Annotated in this window: 17 protein-coding genes and 1 pseudogene; 9 read left to right on the top strand and 9 right to left on the bottom strand. The window is 67.6% G+C overall.

Annotated features, from left to right (window positions below; genetic code table 11):
- Nucleotide 1 precedes the first annotated feature (1 nt).
- Both NYP07_RS19335 and NYP07_RS19330 read right to left on the bottom strand, forming a co-directional pair.
- Nucleotides 2-607, bottom strand: a complete 606-nt coding sequence (locus tag NYP07_RS19335) for a M15 family metallopeptidase (RefSeq protein WP_268153365.1) — start codon at nt 605-607, stop codon at nt 2-4.
- On the bottom strand, nt 604-2,184 hold the full coding sequence (locus NYP07_RS19330) for an ABC transporter substrate-binding protein (protein WP_268153364.1): 1,581 nt from the start codon (nt 2,182-2,184) through the stop codon (nt 604-606). Before NYP07_RS19330 ends, NYP07_RS19335 begins: the two co-directional genes overlap by 4 nt.
- Before the next feature lie 195 nt (nt 2,185-2,379).
- On the opposite strand from NYP07_RS19330, the gene NYP07_RS19325 reads away from it, so the two are divergent.
- The 5 genes from NYP07_RS19325 (at nt 2,380) to NYP07_RS19305 (ending at nt 6,601) form a co-directional block, all read left to right on the top strand.
- Nucleotides 2,380-3,429, top strand: a complete 1,050-nt coding sequence (locus tag NYP07_RS19325) for a homocysteine S-methyltransferase family protein (RefSeq protein WP_268153363.1) — start codon at nt 2,380-2,382, stop codon at nt 3,427-3,429.
- A 294-nt stretch (nt 3,430-3,723) separates the two neighbouring features.
- Nucleotides 3,724-3,888 carry a carboxymuconolactone decarboxylase family protein gene (locus NYP07_RS24195; protein WP_455430674.1) on the top strand — a complete coding sequence of 55 codons (165 nt, stop codon included), beginning with the start codon at nt 3,724-3,726 and terminating at the stop codon, nt 3,886-3,888.
- Nucleotides 3,889-4,035: 147 nt separating this feature from the next.
- Nucleotides 4,036-4,638 (top strand): hypothetical protein, encoded by a 603-nt coding sequence (locus tag NYP07_RS19315; protein ID WP_268153362.1) that lies wholly within the window; start codon nt 4,036-4,038, stop codon nt 4,636-4,638.
- A gap of 28 nt (nt 4,639-4,666) precedes the next feature.
- Complete coding sequence (locus tag NYP07_RS19310; protein WP_268153361.1) at nt 4,667-5,818, top strand: methionine aminotransferase; 1,152 nt, start codon at nt 4,667-4,669, stop codon at nt 5,816-5,818.
- Between the two features lie 72 nt (nt 5,819-5,890).
- Nucleotides 5,891-6,601, top strand: a complete 711-nt coding sequence (locus tag NYP07_RS19305) for a methyl-accepting chemotaxis protein (RefSeq protein WP_268153360.1) — start codon at nt 5,891-5,893, stop codon at nt 6,599-6,601.
- Here NYP07_RS19305 and NYP07_RS19300 read toward each other — a convergent pair.
- Nucleotides 6,601-6,921: pseudogene (locus NYP07_RS19300) on the bottom strand (MerR family transcriptional regulator); the annotation flags it as partial. The gene NYP07_RS19305 and the pseudogene NYP07_RS19300 overlap by 1 nt on opposite strands.
- An 86-nt stretch (nt 6,922-7,007) precedes the next feature.
- Between NYP07_RS19300 and NYP07_RS19295 the strand changes: the two are divergent.
- The 4 genes from NYP07_RS19295 (at nt 7,008) to NYP07_RS19280 (ending at nt 10,475) form a co-directional block, all read left to right on the top strand.
- Entirely contained in the window at nt 7,008-7,412 is a 405-nt protein-coding gene (locus tag NYP07_RS19295; protein ID WP_268153358.1) for a hypothetical protein, read from the top strand.
- A gap of 101 nt (nt 7,413-7,513) precedes the next feature.
- Nucleotides 7,514-9,373 (top strand): dihydroxy-acid dehydratase, encoded by a 1,860-nt coding sequence (gene ilvD / locus NYP07_RS19290; RefSeq protein WP_268153357.1) that lies wholly within the window; start codon nt 7,514-7,516, stop codon nt 9,371-9,373.
- A 176-nt stretch (nt 9,374-9,549) separates the two neighbouring features.
- Nucleotides 9,550-9,957 (top strand): hypothetical protein, encoded by a 408-nt coding sequence (locus tag NYP07_RS19285; RefSeq protein WP_268153356.1) that lies wholly within the window; start codon nt 9,550-9,552, stop codon nt 9,955-9,957.
- Nucleotides 9,954-10,475 carry a hypothetical protein gene (locus NYP07_RS19280; RefSeq protein WP_268153354.1) on the top strand — a complete coding sequence of 174 codons (522 nt, stop codon included), beginning with the start codon at nt 9,954-9,956 and terminating at the stop codon, nt 10,473-10,475. Before NYP07_RS19285 ends, NYP07_RS19280 begins: the two co-directional genes overlap by 4 nt.
- Nucleotides 10,476-10,518: 43 nt before the next feature.
- Here NYP07_RS19280 and NYP07_RS19275 read toward each other — a convergent pair whose 3' ends face one another.
- The 6 genes from NYP07_RS19275 to NYP07_RS19250 are packed head-to-tail and all read right to left on the bottom strand — an operon-like array spanning nt 10,519 to nt 17,443.
- Nucleotides 10,519-11,775 carry a Zn-dependent hydrolase gene (locus tag NYP07_RS19275; RefSeq protein WP_268153353.1) on the bottom strand — a complete coding sequence of 419 codons (1,257 nt, stop codon included), beginning with the start codon at nt 11,773-11,775 and terminating at the stop codon, nt 10,519-10,521.
- Nucleotides 11,776-11,806: 31 nt separating this feature from the next.
- A complete protein-coding gene (locus tag NYP07_RS19270) occupies nt 11,807-12,220 on the bottom strand; it encodes a hypothetical protein (RefSeq protein WP_268153352.1) in 414 nt (137 codons plus the stop codon).
- Nucleotides 12,221-12,228: 8 nt separating this feature from the next.
- The gene (gene hydA / locus NYP07_RS19265) at nt 12,229-13,677 is read right to left on the bottom strand and encodes a dihydropyrimidinase (RefSeq protein WP_268153351.1); all 1,449 of its coding nucleotides are present in this window, start codon (nt 13,675-13,677) and stop codon (nt 12,229-12,231) included.
- A complete protein-coding gene (locus NYP07_RS19260; protein WP_268153350.1) occupies nt 13,674-15,191 on the bottom strand; it encodes an NCS1 family nucleobase:cation symporter-1 in 1,518 nt (505 codons plus the stop codon). The genes hydA and NYP07_RS19260 overlap by 4 nt, the downstream gene beginning before the upstream one ends.
- A gap of 1 nt (nt 15,192) precedes the next feature.
- A complete protein-coding gene (locus NYP07_RS19255) occupies nt 15,193-15,921 on the bottom strand; it encodes a hypothetical protein (RefSeq protein WP_268153349.1) in 729 nt (242 codons plus the stop codon).
- Nucleotides 15,922-15,943: 22 nt separating this feature from the next.
- On the bottom strand, nt 15,944-17,443 hold the full coding sequence (locus NYP07_RS19250; RefSeq protein WP_268153348.1) for a CoA-acylating methylmalonate-semialdehyde dehydrogenase: 1,500 nt from the start codon (nt 17,441-17,443) through the stop codon (nt 15,944-15,946).

Raw genomic sequence — 17,443 nt, 5'->3', positions numbered from 1 at the left:
GTCAGAGCGCCCGCGGCAGGTCGCGGCGCACGGCCACGCGGTCGCCGAAGTCGAAGTGCCACCACTCGGTCGGGATGCCGTGGAAACCCGCCTCGCGCATCGCGGCGCGCAGCCAGCCGCGCTCGACGAGGTGCTGGGCCGTCAGCGCACCCAGAGCCAGGTGCTCGGCCTCGTGGTCGGGGTGGGAGGCCAGCGTCATCTCGTCAAAGCCGCTGCCCATGTCGACCTCGCGGCCCTGCGGGTCGAGCAGGGTCAGGTCCACCGCCATGCCATAGCTGTGGATGGAGCCGCGCTCGGGATGGGCGAGGTAGAGCGTCAGCGGCGTGCCCTGCAGTTCGTCCCACAGGCGCTGCTGCACGCGCTGGGGGCGCAGCGCGTCCAGCACGAGCAGGCGCCAGCCGGGGCGGTGCTGCCGCAGCCAGGCGGCGGCGCGTTCGAGGGCGTCGGCGGCCTCGCGGCGCAGCCAGGCGCAGTCCATGCCCGCGTAGACCGGGTGGCCGACGAAGTTGGCGGCCGTCGCGTAGCGCAGCTCGACGGCAATTCCGTGGCGCAGGCCGGCCAGCGGGCGGAAGTCGGGCTGCGAAGCGATGTCCTCGATGCGGATCACTTGCGGTACACGCCTGCGAAGTCGACGCTGCCGTTGGGCGCCATCTTGAAGCCGACGACGTCCTTGCGGACGGGGATGTAGACCGTCGAGTGGGCCATCGTGATCCAGGGCCGCTCGCGCTTGAAGATCTCCTGCGCGCGCTCGTAGAGGGCGATGCGCTTCCCGGCGTCGGGCGTCGCGCGGGCCTCGTCGATCAGCCCCTCGAACTCGGCATTGCAGAACTTGACGCCGCTCTTGTTGGCCGCGCAGCTGAGGTTGGGCGTCAGGAAGTCGTCGGCATCGCCCGTCTCGCCGCTCCAGCCGCTCATGTAGACGTTGTGCTCGCCGTTGTTGGCGCGCTTCAGGTACTCGCCCCACTCGTAGGTCTTGATGTGGGCGCGCACGCCGATCCTGGCCCAGTCCTGCTGGATCAGCTGGGCCATCAGCTGGCCGTTGGGGTTGGAGGAGCGCTGCACGGGCAGGGCCCACAGATCGATGTCGAGGCCGTTGGCGAAGCCGGCCCTGGCGAGCAGGGCCTTGGCCCTGGCGGGGTCGAACTCGTTCTTCAGCTTGCTGTTGTAGCCGGGGATGGACGGCGGGAAGGCGCTGACGGCCTGCATCGCATCGCCGCGCGGGAACAGGGCCTTGAAGATGGCGTCGCGGTCGATGGCGATGTCCAGCGCCTCGCGCACCTCGCGCCTGTCGGTGGGCGGCTTCTTCAGGTTGAAGCTCAGGTAGGAGATGTTCAGCGCCTGGATCTTCTCGATGCCGACGTTGGGGTTGCGGGCCAGCGTGGCGATGTCCACGTCGCGCAGCGCCGCCGCCACGTGGCATTCGCCGGCCGCGATCTTCTGCACCCGCACATTGGGTTCGCGGCTGATGCTGAACACCAGGGCCGGCGTGGGCTGATGGCCGCCCCAGTAGTCGGGGTTGGCCGTCATGCGCAGCACGTCGTCCTTGGCATAGCTCTTGAACATGAATGGCCCGGTGCCGACCGGCTGGACATTGATCTGGCTGGCCTGGCCCGCCTTCAGCAGCTGCGCGGCGTATTCAGCCGACTGGATGCCGGCCCAGGCGAAGGCGAAGTTCGCGACGAATGTCACGTTGGGCCGGCGCAGGCGGAAACGAATTGTGCGCTCGTCGATGCGGTCGATGCCCTCGATCATCCTGGCCAGGCCGAGGTTCTGCGGGTAGACGAAGTTCGCGGGGAAGGCCCTGTTGAAAGGGAGGTTGGGGTCGATGAAGCGCCGGAAGGTGAACAGCACGTCGTCGGCATTGAAGTCGCGCGTCGGCTTGAACCACGGCCTGCTGTGGAACTTTACGCCGGCGCGCAGCCTGAAGGTGAAGCGCTTCGCGTCGGGCGAGATCTCCCAGCTCTCGGCGAGTTTCGGCATCAGCGCCGTCGTCGGCCGCCTGAAGCCCAGCAGGCCGTCGAACATCTGGGTGCCGACGATATTGGTGCTGGCGCTGTCCCACATGCCGGGGTCGAAGCCTTCGGGGCTGGCATCGGCGCAATAGACCAGCGGCTTGCCCTGGGCGTGGGCCGCGGGCGGCGTCAGTGCGAGGGCGATGGAGAGCAGCGGAACGGCGAGCTTCATGGCAGATGGCAAGGGGGTGCGGGCGCGCCGCGTGGTTCGACGCCGATTCGAGCGCTGCGGGCAGGGCGGCAATCACGAGGCAGGGCAAAAGCTTATACGCAGGCCAGCCGCGACCGGAGCGGTGCATCGAGGCCGACGCAGAGCCCATCGGCGTGAAGGCCCGGGCCGGCGTGCGAGGGCTGCGAAAATGCCGGCATGAAGCCCATCGCCTACACCCGCGCCAAAGACCTGCCTGCGCTGCTGCAGAACCGCATCGCCGTGCTCGACGGCGCGATGGGCACGATGATCCAGCGCTACAGGCTCGGCGAGGCCGACTACCGCGGCGAGCGCTTCAAGGACCATGGCAAGGATCTGAAGGGCAACAACGAGCTGCTGCTGTTCACGCGGCCCGACGTCATCCGCGAGATTCACGAGCAATACCTCGCCGCCGGCGCCGACCTGATCGAGACCAATACCTTCGGCGCCACCTCGGTCGCGCAGGAGGACTACGACCTGCCCGAGCTGGCCTACGAGATGAACCTCGTCGCCGCGCAGATCGCCCGCGCCGCCTGCGACAAATACTCGACGCCGGACAAGCCGCGGTTTGTTGCCGGCGCCCTCGGCCCGACGCCGCGCACGGCCTCCATCAGCCCCGACGTCAACGACCCCGGCGCCCGCAACATCGACTTCGACACGCTGCGCGCCGCCTACTACGAGCAGGCCAAGGGGCTGCTCGACGGCGGCGCCGACCTCTTCCTCGTCGAGACCATCTTCGACACGCTGAACGCCAAGGCCGCCATCTTCGCGCTGGACGAGCTGATGGAGGACACGGGCGAGCGCCTGCCCGTCATCATCTCCGGCACGGTGACCGACGCCTCGGGCCGCATCCTGTCGGGCCAGACGGTGACGGCCTTCTGGCATTCGGTGCGCCATGCGCGGCCCATCGCCATCGGCCTGAACTGCGCGTTGGGCGCCACGCTGATGCGGCCCTATATCGAGGAGCTGGCCAAGGTGGCGGGCGAGGTGGCCGTCAGCTGCTATCCCAATGCCGGCCTGCCCAACCCGATGAGCGACACCGGCTTCGACGAGACACCGGACGTGACGGCCCGCCTGGTCGGCGAGTTCGCCCAGGCCGGCTTCCTGAACATCGCCGGCGGCTGCTGCGGCACGACGCCCGACCACATCGCCGCCATCGCCAAGGCCGTGTCGGCCTACAAGCCGCGCGTCAGCGGCGAGAAGTTCTTCAGCCGGATGCTGGCCGCCTGAGCCCTTTTCGGGCGCCCCGGTCCTCCCTGCACGCGGCCTGCCCGCCGGCCGGCACCGATGCTTGCCCCAGGTCAAGCCGGGCGGCGCGCGTCGGCCCCAGCATGGGGCACGACACAGATGGCCGGGAGCCCCGATGAGCATCCATTACCGCACCCTCGCCGGGCGACATCCCCGACACCCCCCGCGGCTTCGGCGCGCTGTCCCAGGCCGCCATGCGCGATGGCGCCCTCGACAAGAAGACCAAGGAACTGATCGCGATGGCCCTGGGCGTGGGCCGGGCGCTGCGACCCCTGCCTGGCCTTCCACGCCGAGGCCCTCGTCAAGCTCGGCTGCACGCGGGCCGAGCTGGAGGAGATGCTGGCCGTCTGCGTCTACATGGGCGGCGGCCCGTCGCTGATGTATGCGGCCCACGCCGTCGACGCCTTCGAGCAGTACAGCCGCGACGGCTCGGCCCGATGACGAGATCGTGACGCGCGCGCCGCGCGCGGCGCCCTCTTGCGCTGGATCAAGGCCTGGCGACGCGGTGCGCCCGGCGTAACCGGAATTTCATGCAGGCCGGTCAGGCTGTCGCCACGCGTTGCGCGTGATCGACAAGGCTTCACCATCATGGCCAGTTTCCGGGACAAGGTCCGCACCCTGCGCTGGGACGACCACCGCTACTACCACCAGTGCCGCATCAACCAGACGCTGCACCTCGTCAGCGCGATCAGCTTCCTGGTCGCCTATGCGCTGCTCTTCATCGACCCGGCCGCCGCGGCCTGGGTCGGGTGGTGCGTCGGCATGGTCACGCGCCAGAGCGGCCACATCTTCTTCGAGCCGCGCGGCTACGACCACGTCAACCAGGCGAGCGACGAACACAAGGAGGCCATCAAGGCCGGCTACAACATGCGCCGCAAGGCCGTGCTGATCGGCGTGTGGCTGGCCCTGCCCCTGCTGCTGTGGGCCAGCCCCGGCCTGTTCGGCCTCATCGAGCCCGCCCACGGCGCCGCCGGCTGGGCGCATGACGTGGGCCTGGCCTGGCTGGCGCTGGGCGTGTCGGGCCTGCTGCTGCGCGGCCTGCAGCTGGCCGTGCTGCGCGGCCCGGCCTGGGGCCTGGCCTGGGTCGTCAAGATCCTGACCGACCCGCTGCACAACGTCGACATCTACTGGCGCTCGCCGCTGGCTCTGTTGCGGGGCCAGCGCTACGACCCCATCGAGCCCGCTCATTGAACGGAGGGCTGGCCTGCAAAATCAGGCCATGCCCATCCTGCCCGCCAAGCTGCCCAACGCCGGCACCACCATCTTCACCGTCATGTCGGCCCTCGCGGCCGAGCATGGCGCCGTCAACCTCGGCCAGGGCTTTCCGGACTTCGGCGCCGACCCGGCCCTGCTGCAGACCGTCACCGACGCGATGGCGGCCGGCCACAACCAGTACCCGCCGATGACCGGCGTGCCGGCGCTGCGCCGAGCCGTGGCGGACAAGCTCAACGCCCTCTACGGCTCTGCCTACGACGCAGACGGCGACATCACCATCACCGCCGGCGGCACGCAGGGCCTCATCACGGCGCTGCACGCCTGCGTCGGCGCGGGCGACGAGGTCATCGTCATCGAGCCGGCCTACGACAGCTACGACCCCGCCATCCGCCTGGGCGGCGCGATGCCGGTGGGCGTGCCGATGACGGCGGACTACCGCATCGACTGGTCCGCCGTGCGCGCCGCCGTCACGCCGCGCACGCGCGCGCTGATGCTGAACACGCCGCACAACCCCAGCGGCCGCGTCGCCAGCGCCGACGACCTGCGCGAGCTGGGGCGCATCGCCGAGCAGCACGACCTCTTCGTCATCAGCGACGAGGTCTACGAGCACATGGTCTTCGACGGCGCCGTCCACCAGAGCGTGGCGCGCTTTGCCGGCCTGCGCGAGCGCAGCTTCCTCGTCGGCAGCTTCGGCAAGACCTTTCACGTGACGGGCTGGAAGGTCGGCTTCGTCGCCGCGCCGCCGGCCCTGTCCGCGGCCTTCCGCCGCCTGCACCAGTACACGGTGTTCACCGTGCACACACCGACCCAGCACGCCCTGGCCGCCTACCTCGCCGACCCGGCGCCCTGGCAGGGCCTGAGCGGCTTCTACCAGGCCAAGCGCGACGCCTTCCGCGCCGCGCTGGCCGGCACGGGGCTGAAGCTGCTGCCCTGCGAGGGCACCTATTTCCAGACCGTGGACTACGGTGCGGTCTCCGACCTGCCGGAGCTGGACTTCGCCCGATGGCTGACCACCGAGATCGGCGTCGCAGCCATCCCGCTGTCGGTCTTCTACCAGCGGCCCCAGCAGCGGCGGCATGTGCGCTTCTGCTTTGCGAAGCGGGACGAGACGCTGGCCGAAGCGGCACAAAGGCTGCAGCGCGGCTTGCGGCGCTGAGGGCACGCTGGCACGCCCCGTGCTATCCCTAGGTCGACAGGACCGGCGCGCCCTCGGTGGGCGGCGCCGGCCATGACCCAGTTCACGGAGGCCTCCATGCTGCACCCCACGCGTGCCACCCACGATGCACCAAAGCGAGCACCCGCCGCACCCAAGTCGACGGCCGGCGAGCTCTACGGCAAGTCGATCAATCTGTCGGGCCGCCGCCGCTTCACGTCGCAGCGCCTCGTGCTCTACGCGGTGCTGGCATCCCAGGGCCGCGACGGTGCGCTGGCCACGGCCCATGACGCGCTGGCGACCTTCCGCGAGGCCCATCGCGCGCTGCTCGAAGGCGAGCTGGCGCCGGCTATGCTGGGCGGCGAGTTGCAGCAGGCCTATTTCGGCCCGGATCGCGCGGATGAGCGCATCGCCGCCTTCATCGACCTGGCCCGCCGCGTGCTGGACGCCATCCCGGCCCGGGGCCCCGGCGCCGCGCCGCTGCTGGAGGCGCTGGTGGAAAGCGCCACGCCGCTGCTGGCCACGCTGAACCGGCTGACCCAGGTCTACGAAGACCTCGCCCGCCAGCAGGCCAGCAGCGCCAGGAAGCAGCTGACGTCCGTCATGGGCGACATCGAGCAGATCGCCAGGCACGCGCGCATCGTCTCCTTCAACGCCCAGGTCGTCGCGGCGCGGGCCGGCCACTCGGGCCGCGAGTTCGCGGTCGTGTCGGGCGAGTTCACGCAGATCACCGGCAAGCTCGACGGCCTCGTGCGCGAGGCGGTGCGCAGCGCGGTGGCGGGCTGACGGGTCGCCAGCTCGGCGCGCAGGCCCTGCAGCGCGGCGATGCGCGCATCGACGTCCGCCAGCTTGCGCGCCAGCGTCGCCCGCAGCGCCGGGCCGGCGTCCTCGCCCTGGGCCAGCAGCGGCAGGTCGGCGGCGATCTCGGCCAGCGTGAAGCCGAGCTGCTGGGCTGTGCGCACATAGCCCAGCCACTGCACGGCTTCTTCTGGGTAGTCGCGGTAGCCGTTGGCGGCGCGGCGGGCCTGCAGCAGGCCGCGCTTCTCGTAGAAGCGCAGGCTGTCGCGGCTCAGGCCGGTGAGGGCGGACAGGGTGCCGATCTGCATGGGCGTCGGGCCAGGGGCGAAAGTGCTTGACCCTGGAGCGTAGTCCAGGGTCGAGCATGCGGGCCTTCGTCACTTCCGCAGTGCCCATGCTCACATTCAGCCCTGCCCAGTTCCGCCGCGTCGTGCGGGCCAGCGCCGCCTACGACCTCGTCGTCACGGCGCCTTTCGCCACGCCCTGGAGCTTCGCCGTCGCCTTCGGCCAGCTCGGCGCCGTCAACCAGGCACTGGGCGGCCCGCCCTTGCCGGCCTTCACGCCCTTGCACACGCTGTTCGCGCTGCTGATGGGCAGCATCGTGCTGGTGTGGTCCGTGCTGCGGCTGCGCGGGCCGACGCTGCAGCTGGGCCGCTACGACGCGGCAGCGCGCGCGCTGTTCAGCCTGTGGATGGCCTGGGCCTGGCTGCAGACGGGCGCGCCGGTGCTGCTGCTGTTCCTGCTGCCGGAGGCGGGCTGGGCCGTGGTGCAGGCCTGGCGGGTCAGGCGCGAGGGCTGAGCTTTCGGCAAGCCGCAACCAAGCATTCGGCGGCGCCTGGGAATAGGCGGGACGCCGGCGGAGCCGGACAATCGCTGAATCCCGATTCCGCACCGCCCGCCATGCCCACCTACCGCTCCAAGACCTCCACCGCCGGCCGCAACATGGCCGGCGCCCGCTCGCTGTGGCGTGCCACCGGCATGAAGGACGACGACTTCTCCAAGCCCATCATCGCCATCGCCAACTCGTTCACGCAGTTCGTGCCCGGCCACGTGCACCTGAAGGACCTGGGCCAGCTGGTGGCCCGCGAGATCGAGGCCGTGGGCGGCGTGGCCAAGGAGTTCAACACCATCGCCGTGGACGACGGCATCGCGATGGGCCACGACGGCATGCTGTATTCGCTGCCCAGCCGCGACATCATTGCCGACTCGGTCGAGTACATGGTCAACGCCCACTGCGCCGACGCGCTGGTGTGCATCTCCAACTGCGACAAGATCACCCCCGGCATGCTGATGGCCGCGATGCGGCTCAACGTCCCCGTCGTCTTCGTCTCCGGCGGCCCGATGGAGGCCGGCAAGGTGCGCCTGGCGGTACCCGGCACCGGCAAGATCGAGATCAAGAAGCTGGACCTCATCGACGCCATGGTCATGGCCGCCGACAGCAAGGTCAGCGACGCCGACCTCGCCGAGGTCGAGCGCTCGGCCTGCCCCACCTGCGGCAGCTGCTCGGGCATGTTCACGGCCAACTCCATGAACTGCCTGACCGAGGCCCTGGGCCTTTCGCTGCCCGGCAACGGCACGGTGGTGGCCACGCACGCGGACCGCGAGGCCTTGTTCAAGCAGGCCGGCCGCACGGCCGTCGAGCTGTGCCGCCGCTACTACGAGCAGGACGACGCCGGCGTGCTGCCGCGCGCCATCGGCAAGAAGGCCTTCGAGAACGCGATGACGCTGGACATCGCGATGGGTGGCTCCACCAACACCATCCTGCACATCCTGGCCGCGGCGCAGGAAGCCGGCATCGAGTTCGACATGACGGACATCGACCGCCTGTCGCGCGACGTGCCGCAACTGTGCAAGGTGGCGCCCAACACCAACAAATACCACATCGAGGACGTGCACCGCGCCGGCGGCATCATGGCCATCCTGGGCGAGCTGGACCGCGCCGGCAAGCTGCACGTCGACGTGCCCACCGTGCACGCCAAGACGATGAAGGATGCGCTGGACCAGTGGGACATCGCTCGCAATCCGAGCGACGCGGTCAAGACCTTCTACAGGGCCGGCCCGGCCGGCATCCCGACCCAGGTCGCCTTCAGCCAGAACACGCGCTGGCCCAGCCTGGACACCGACCGCGCCGAAGGCTGCATCCGCTCCTTCGACCATGCCTTCAGCAAGGAAGGCGGCCTGGCCGTGCTGCGCGGCAATATCGCGCTGGACGGCTGCGTCGTGAAGACGGCCGGCGTGGACGACAGCCTGATGGTCTTCGAGGGCCCGGCCCATGTCGTCGAGAGCCAGGACGAGGCGGTCGCCAACATCCTGGACGACAAGGTCAAGGCCGGCGACGTCGTCGTCGTGCGCTACGAAGGCCCCAAGGGCGGCCCCGGCATGCAGGAGATGCTCTACCCGACGAGCTACATCAAGTCCAAGGGTCTGGGCAAGGCCTGCGCACTGCTGACCGACGGCCGCTTCTCCGGCGGCACCTCGGGCCTGTCCATCGGCCACTGCTCGCCCGAGGCGGCGGCGGGGGGCGCGATTGGCCTGGTCAGGAATGGTGATCGCATCCGCATCGACATTCCGAACCGGACGATCGATGTGCTGGTCAGCGATGAGGAACTGGCGAAGCGCCGTGCCGAGCAGGATGCCAAGGGCTGGAAGCCGATCGAGGCCCGGCCCCGCAAGGTGTCCGCCGCACTGAAGGCGTATGCGCTGCTGGCGACGTCGGCGGACAAGGGGGCGGTGAGGGATTTGGGGCAGCTGGAAGGCTGATTTCCTCAAGTGACCTACCCTGCATCAGCGAGATGGCTGATGCAGGGTGCTTCATTGGCGAAGTCCCGATGAGACGTCTTAGAGGATTGCGTTCAGAATCTGATGGCTGCAAGCGGATCAAACGGGCATGGCTGACGTTTGAAATCCCTGACTAGCGAGCGCAGCGGGAGGAAAAAATGGGCACGCCGGCGAAGACCAGCAAATCACCGAGTCAGACGGGTATCACCTGGGTGCAAGCCGTACGTGACATCGTCGTTACGGCGATAAATCGTGGGCAATTGCCCGTTCTTGGATTCGTCGCATTAGCGCTTCTGATGGTATACAGGCTGCCGGAAGCGGCGGTCGCTGAGCTGTTCAAGGACATCCTTGATTCTTTGCGGAATGGCGCGCTTACTGGTTACGGCCTTTGGGTGGTGACCATCGGTTTTTGGTACTGGCATGCCCGTTCGATGCGGAAGGCCTTTAGCGACGAGGCCAAACGAATTGGCAGAGAGAAGTCCAAGCTACAGAGTGACGCTGCAGGCGTTGAGTTCAAGTCCAGCGATGTGAATCGCGGTGTAGCTTCGAAAGGAAGGCGTTCATGAGCACAGCAATTTTGATTTTTGCGTTCATCGCCGTTGTCCATTTCGTCTATGAAAGCATCGTTGCGCCTTCATGGCGGATGAAGCTTCGCAATGAGCTATTCGTGCTTCGCGATGAGGTGCGGGAGGAAAAAATCCGTGGCGTATCCAAGGCAGATGACGAAGCCTTCTGGTTCGTGCACAACGGCGTCAATTCGTTTCTTAGCAAACTCCCCAGTCTAACGGCTTGGAATCAGCATTTGGCTTTGGAGGTGCTACGTGCGGACCCAGAGCTGCGTGCTGTGGTGAACAAGCGAATTGCCACCATCGACCAATGCACTAACGATGTCGTCAAGAGCGTCTTTAGGCGGACCGTCAAGGTCGTAGAAGAGGCGATGGTCGTTAATGCCGGGGGATGGTTTGTCTATCTGATCCCAGTTGCTCTGCTGATGGCGACGCTTGGCCGACTGAAGCGGTTCGCTTCAGCATTGGTGGTCGCGCCAGAGCGGGAAGCTGCTCGACTGCTTCCTCAGCAGGCCTGAGAACGCTGCCCTTCGTGCATCGTTCGTTGTTGACGTTCGCGCTTTAACGCGCGGCATTCAGCATCGCCTGCAACAACACATTGCACCCCGCCTCAATGTGTTCCGGCTTCGCGTCCTCGATCTCGTTGTGGCTGATGCCGTCCTTGCAGGGGATGAAGATCATGCCGGCCGGGGCCAGGCGGGCCATGTAGACGGCGTCGTGGCCGGCGCCTGACACGGCCGGCATATTGCTGTAGCCCAGCGCGTCGGCGGCCTTCTGCACGGCGGCGATGCAGTCCTTGTGGAAGGGCTGGGCCGGGTAGGCGCTGACCTGCGTGATCTCGATGCCCAGGCCCGATTCGGCCGCGAGCCTGGCCGCCACCGCGCGGATGTCGGCATCCATCGCCTCGCACAGCGCATCGCTCGCGTTGCGCAGGTCGATGCTGAACTTCACGCGGCCGGGGATGACGTTGCGGCTGTTGGGGTGGACCTGCACCATGCCCACGGTGCCGCGGCCATGCGGCGGATGGCGGTGGGCGCAGGCGACGACCTCCTGCATCAGCCGCGTCGCGACCTGCAGCGCATCCTTGCGCAGCGCCATCGGCGTGGGGCCGGCGTGGGCTTCCATGCCGGTCACGATGCAGTCGTACCAGCGGATGCCCAAAACACCGGTGACGACGCCGATGGTCTTGTCGTGGTCTTCCAGCACCGGGCCCTGCTCGATGTGGGTCTCGAAATAGGCGCCGATGGGGTGGTCGCCGGGCACCTGGCTGCCGATGTAGCCGATGCGCTCCAGCTCGCCCTTGACGGTCTTGCCCTCGGTGTCGGTGGCCGCATAGGCGTGCTCGAGCGTGAAGGCCTTGGCGAACACGCCCGAGCCCATCATGACGGGCACGAAGCGCGAGCCTTCCTCGTTCGTCCAGAACGCGACCTCGATGGGCGCCTCGGTCTCTAGGCGATAGTCGTTCAGCGTGCGCACGACCTCGATGCCGGCCAGCACGCCGTAGTTGCCGTCGAACTTGCCGCCGGTGGGCTGGGTGTCGATGTGGCTGCCGGTCATGATGGGCGGCAGGCTGTTGTTGCGGCCCGGGCGGCGCATGAAGCCGTTGCCGATCTGGTCGATGGTGACCGTCATGCCGGCCTCGCGCGCCCAGCGGGTGACGAGGTCGCGGCCCTGCTTGTCGAGGTCGGTCAGCGTCAGGCGGCAGACGCCGCCTTTCTCGGTGGCGCCGATCTTGGCCAGCTCCATCAGCGAGGCCCACAGGCGCTGGCCGTTGATGCGCAATTTCGTGATGTCGGGCTTGGTGGCGGGCATGTCCATGCTGGACTCCTCAGTGCAGATTCGAGCTGAGTTAGTTGGTTTTGGAAGCGATGCTGCGGTCAGGTGCCTTGAGCGGTGCCCACAAGATCGCCCAGAAAAATGCGCCTGACGTCAGCCCCGTTCCAAGCGCGAGAGCAAGATTGATTTGCCAAGAGCGTTGGAAGTACAGGCTCTCGAACGGATACAGCCAGATCGCAATGACAGGCAGCGAGCAGACCATGCCGCCCAGTGCTGCGTGCCACAGCCGGATGTTCTTCACCAGTCGTCGTATCACTAGGTACAAAGGCGCTCCGAATAAGAGTGCGGCTGCGTAGGCCAGAAACATTCCGAAGAAGCAGTACAGCCCCCACGACCGAAAGTCACCGAACAGCGCGGAGATCACAGGCGTGGCGAACAGCGTGCCAAAGAATGGTGCGGCTGCGAACGCCAGTACGGATTGCTTCATGACTTACGTCATCGCGCGACGGCGGTGGGCATCAGGTCAGCAGCGCGCCTGGCTGCCGCATCGAACTGCGGGCCGAACGGCGGGCGCTTCAGGTAGCGGCCCTGGCCGGCTTTTGCGCGCAGCTCGCCCCGCGCGAACACGACGCGGCCTTGCGAGATCGTGTGGCTGGGGATGCCGCGCACCGTGCGGCCCTCGAAGATGTTGAAGTCGTTCTTCGAGAACTGCGTGCCGGCGCTCAACGTCTTGGTGCCGGCCGGGTCCCACAAAACAAGGTCGGCATCCGCACCTTCGGCGATGACGCCCTTGCGCGGGTACATATTGAACAGCCGGGCCGCGTTGGCCGACGTGATCGAGACGAACTCGCTCGGCGTGAGCCGCCCGGAGTTGACGCCGGCATCCCACAGCACGGCCATGCGCTCCTCGACGCCGCCGCAGCCGTTGGGGATCTTGGCGAAGTTGTCGATGCCGGCGGCCTTCTGGCTCGCGCAGAAGGTGCAGTGATCGGTGGCCGTCGTGTGCAGCTGGCCGCTCTGCAGGCCGCGCCACAGGAATTCCTGGTGGATCTTGGGCCGGAAGGGCGGGCTCATCACATAGGCCGCGGCCCTCGCGAAATCCGGGTCGCGGTAGACGCTGTCATCGATCAGCAGATGGCCTGCCAGCACCTCGCCGTAGACGCGCTGGCCGCGGGCGCGCGCACGGGCGATGGCCTCGGCGCTCTCGAGGCAGCTCACGTGCACGATGTAGATGGGCACGCCCAGCACGTCGGCGATCGCGATGGCGCGGTTGGCGGCCTCGCCTTCGACCATGGGCGGGCGCGACAGCGGGTGGCCCTCGGGGCCGGTGATGCCCATCTTGGCGACCTCGGCCTGCAGCAGGTAGACCAGCTCGCCGTTCTCCGCGTGCACGGTGGGCATGGCGCCGAGTTCGAGCGCACGCTTGAAGCTGTTCACCAGCGTCTCGTCGTCGCACATGATGGCGTTCTTGTAGGCCATGAAGTGCTTGAAGCTGTTCACGCCTTCCTCGCGAACGAGGGTGCCCATGTCGGCGTGGACCTGTTCGCTCCACCAGGTCACGGCGACGTGGAAGGCGTAGTCGGCGGCGCTCTTCTCGGCCCAGCCGCGCCACTGGCGGTAGGCGTCCATCAGCGGCTGCTGCGGGTTGGGGATGACGAAGTCGATGATGCTGGTCGTGCCGCCGGCCAGCGCGGCGGCGGTGCCGCTGAAGAAGTCGTCCTGCGTGACCGTGCCCATGAAGGGCAGCTGCATATGCGTGTGCGGGTCGATGCCGCCGGGCAGCAGGTACTGGCCGGTGCCGTCCAGCGTTGTCGTGCCGGCCGGCGCTTCGCGCACGGCGTGCTCGCCGAGGGCGGCGATGCGGCCGTCCACGCAGAGAACATCGGTGCGGGATTCGGCGTCGGCGTTGACGACGACGGCGCCGCGGATCAGAAGGGAACTCATGTCGCGCTCCTCTTGAGCGATTGAGATTGGATCTTGCTGGCCATCAGCAGGCCGTAGAAGACGCCAGCGATCAACAGCCCCGCAAACCAGGCATACGTGTAGATCGTCCTGTAGCCGTCGCTGATCTCGTGAAACCTGGAAGGGAAGGCTGCATTGAGGAATCCGGGAACATTCGGTGCAACGCCGAGCAGGAAGGCTGCAATTGCAGCCAGGTTCCAACCCCCGCTGTAGCTGTAGCGCCCGCCCTCGCGGTAGAGGTCGGCGACCACCAGCTCGGTCTTGCGCAGCAGGTAGTAGTCGACGATGAGGATGCCGGCCACCGGCCCCAGCAGCGCCGAGTAGCCGATCAGCCAGGTGAAGATATAGCCCTGGGTCGAGGCCAGGATCTTCCACGGCATCATGGCGATGGCGATGCCCGCGGTGAGCATGCCGCCGAGCTTGTAGCTGACCCTGCCCGGCGCCAGCGCCGAGAAATCGTAGGCCGGGCCGACGAGGTTGGCCGCGAGGTTGACGCTGACGGTGTCGATCAGCAGCACGACGAGGGCGATCAGCACGGCCGCGCCCGTCATGCGGCTGGCCAGGTCCACCGGGTCCCACAGCGCCTTGCCGTAGATGACGACGGTGGCCGACGTGACGAACACCGCGAGTGCGGCCAGCAGGCCCATCGGCGCGGGCAGGCCGATGGCCTGGCCGACGAGCTGGTCGCGCTGGCTGTGGGCGAAGCGCGTGAAGTCGGGGATGTTCAGCGCGAGCGTGGCCCAGAAGCCCACCATGGCCGTCAGCGAGGGCCAGAACACGGCGGAGAACTGGCCGGCCTTCCTGCCGCCTTCGACGAAGGCGGAGGGCTGGTCGAGGATGGGGCCGAAGCCGCCGGCCTTGTCCCAGGCCCACCACAGCAGCACGAAGCAGATGACGATCTTGATCGGGGCCGTGTAGGTTTCCAGCTTGCGGATCGCGTCGATGCCGTGCACGACGAACCAGAACTGCAGCGCCCAGAACAGTAGGAAGCAGCCGAACTGGGCCGCGTTGATGCCGAGGCCCGGCAGCGGGTCGCCCGACAGCGGCTGCCCCATCAGCACGCCGGCCAGCGTGTAGATCATCTGGCCGCCGAACCAGGTCTGGATGCCGTACCAGCCGCAGGCCACCAGCGCCCGCAGCAGGGCCGGCAGCCGCGCGCCCTGCGTGCCGAAGGAGGCCCGCGCGAGCACCGCATATGGGATGCCGTACTTCGCGCCGGCGTGGCCGATCAGCAGCATCGGCACCAGCACGATGAGGTTGCCCAGGAACACCGTGCCCACCGCCTGGCCCCAGCTCATGCCCGACTCGATGAGGCTGGCCGCCAGCGTGTAGGCCGGGATGCACATGACCATGCCCACCCACAGCGCCGCGAAGTGGTACCAGCGCCAGGTGCGCTGAGCAGCCGTGGTGGGTAGCAGGTCCGCGTTGGAAAGTGAGCTATCGACGGGACTGTTCACTCTTGGTTCCCTTGCACGGTTGCGCGAGGTAGGAGGCATGTCAATGAATTGCCCCAAACTCATCGAAGAATGCTGATAGCGCGAGGGCGCGGTCGCCGTTCGGCTTGTATCTCGACAGGTTTGGAATAGCGAGCAGTCTTACACCGGAGCTGAGCTGCCACGCATAGAGCGATTTCAGCGTCCCACCCCAACCAGATGGGCGACATTCGCCTGCACCGAGGTTCAGTCGTTCTGCAAGCTTGCGAGCGGCACCGACAGCATGAGTGATCACGAATTGACAGCCGCTAACGTCAACAACGGCCTGATGGAACGGCCAGCACGCCGCCAACAGTTGCGCTGAACTGAAGCCAGTCTTTTCTAACAAGGCTGCCTCTGACTTGGATCGGGGCAGGATCAGGTTGCTGACTGGCGTTTCCCTCAGCAGGCGATCACCCGCTATCGGGTTGTTGCCGCACAGAATGGCGAAGACCTCGCGGCCGGCCATTTGAATGGGGGCTCGGCCCGGCATGCAGCCTTTCCATCGCTCATCTAAGTACGCATGCTCAACAACGAGATCCTGCTCAAGTCTCGCTAGGTCTTCTTCAATGGTGAGATGACTGTGATGCTGATCGTCCGTTTCGTTTTCGCCAGGATTCAATCCAAGAAAGTAAAACGGTGAGCTGCCGTCCAACGTACTGGCAGGCGAATACAACGCGCGGCCACTGGCCTTAAGTAAAGACGGCGATAACGCTTTTCTTGCCTCTGCAATGATGTGATGACGACGTTCCATAGCGTTGGCCGCGTCTTTGCGTTCAGGCGTTCTGAGGAAAGGCAAATTGCGGGCCCTTGGGCGTCGAGTCCGGCCAGCGCTGCATGACGGCCTTGTGCTTGGTGTAGAAGCGCACCGCCTCGGGGCCGTAGGCATGGTGGTCGCCGAACAGGCTGCGCTTCCAGCCACCGAAGCTGTTGAAGGCCATGGGCACCGGCAGCGGCACGTTGACGCCGACCATGCCGACCTGGATGTGGTGCACGAACTCGCGCGCGACATGGCCGTCGCGCGTGAAGATGGCGACGCCGTTGGCGTACTCGTTGGCCTCGATGAGTGCGATGGCGGCGGCCAGGTCGGGCACGCGCACGACGCAGAGCACGGGGCCGAAGATCTCTTCCGTGTAGCAGCTCATGCCGGCGCCGACGCCGTCGAGGATCGTGCCGCCGACGAAGAAGCCGTCCTCATGGCCGGGCACGCGCAGGCCGCGGCCATCGACCACGGCCTTCGCACCGGCCTCGATGCCTTCGCCGATCAGCCGCTCGACGCGCTGCTGCGACGCGCGCGTGATCAGCGGGCCCATCTCGGCGCCGGGCTGATGGCCTTCGCCGATCTTGAGTGCCTTGACCTTGGGCGCCAGCGCGGCGACGAGCCTGTCGCCGACGTCTCCCACCGCGACGGCCACCGAGATCGCCATGCAGCGCTCGCCGGCCGAGCCATAGGCCGCGCCCATCAGCGCGTCGACGGCGCCGTCGAGGTCGGCGTCGGGCATGACGACCATGTGGTTCTTCGCGCCGCCCAGCGCCTGCACGCGTTTGCCGTGGGCCGTGCCGACCTTGTAGATGTGCTCGGCCACCGGCGTGCTGCCGACGAAGCTGACCGCCGCGATGCCGGGGTGGGCCAGGATGGCGTCGACGATGTCCTTGTCGCCCTGGATGACGCTGAAGATGCCGTCCGGCAGGCCGGCCTCCTTCAGCCACTGGGCCATCAGCAGCGAGGCCGACGGGTCGCGCTCGCTGGGCTTGAGGATGAAGGCGTTGCCGCAGCCGATGGCGATGGGGTACATCCACATCGGCACCATGGCCGGGAAGTTGAACGGCGTGATGCCGGCCACGACGCCGAGCGGCTGGCGCATGCTCCAGGCGTCCATGCCGCGCGCGATCTGCTCGGTGTATTCGCCCTTCAGCAGCTGCGGCATGGCCGTCGCGAACTCGACGACCTCGATGCCGCGCGCCACTTCGCCCAGCGCGTCGGGCAGGGTCTTGCCATGCTCGCGCACGAGGGCCTCGGCGAGCTGCTCGCGGCGCTCCTGCAGCAGGGTCAGGAATTTGAACAGCACGCGGGCGCGGGCCAGCGGCGGCGTCTGGCCCCAGCTTTTGGCGGCTAGCGTGGCCGCCGCGACGGCGGCGTCCAGGTCGGCCGCGCTGCCCAGCAGCAGCCGGCCCTGCACCGCCCCCGTGGCGGGGTTGTAGATGTCCTGCTGGCGCTCGCCGCTGCCGCGCGTGGCGGCGCCGTGGATCCAGTGGCCGACTTCGTAAGCACTCAT

Origin of the sequence: Pelomonas aquatica, from assembly GCF_026712205.1 — a bacterium.
GTDB lineage: Bacteria > Pseudomonadota > Gammaproteobacteria > Burkholderiales > Burkholderiaceae_C > Pelomonas > Pelomonas aquatica.
This window is presented reverse-complemented; position numbering and strand designations above follow the sequence as displayed.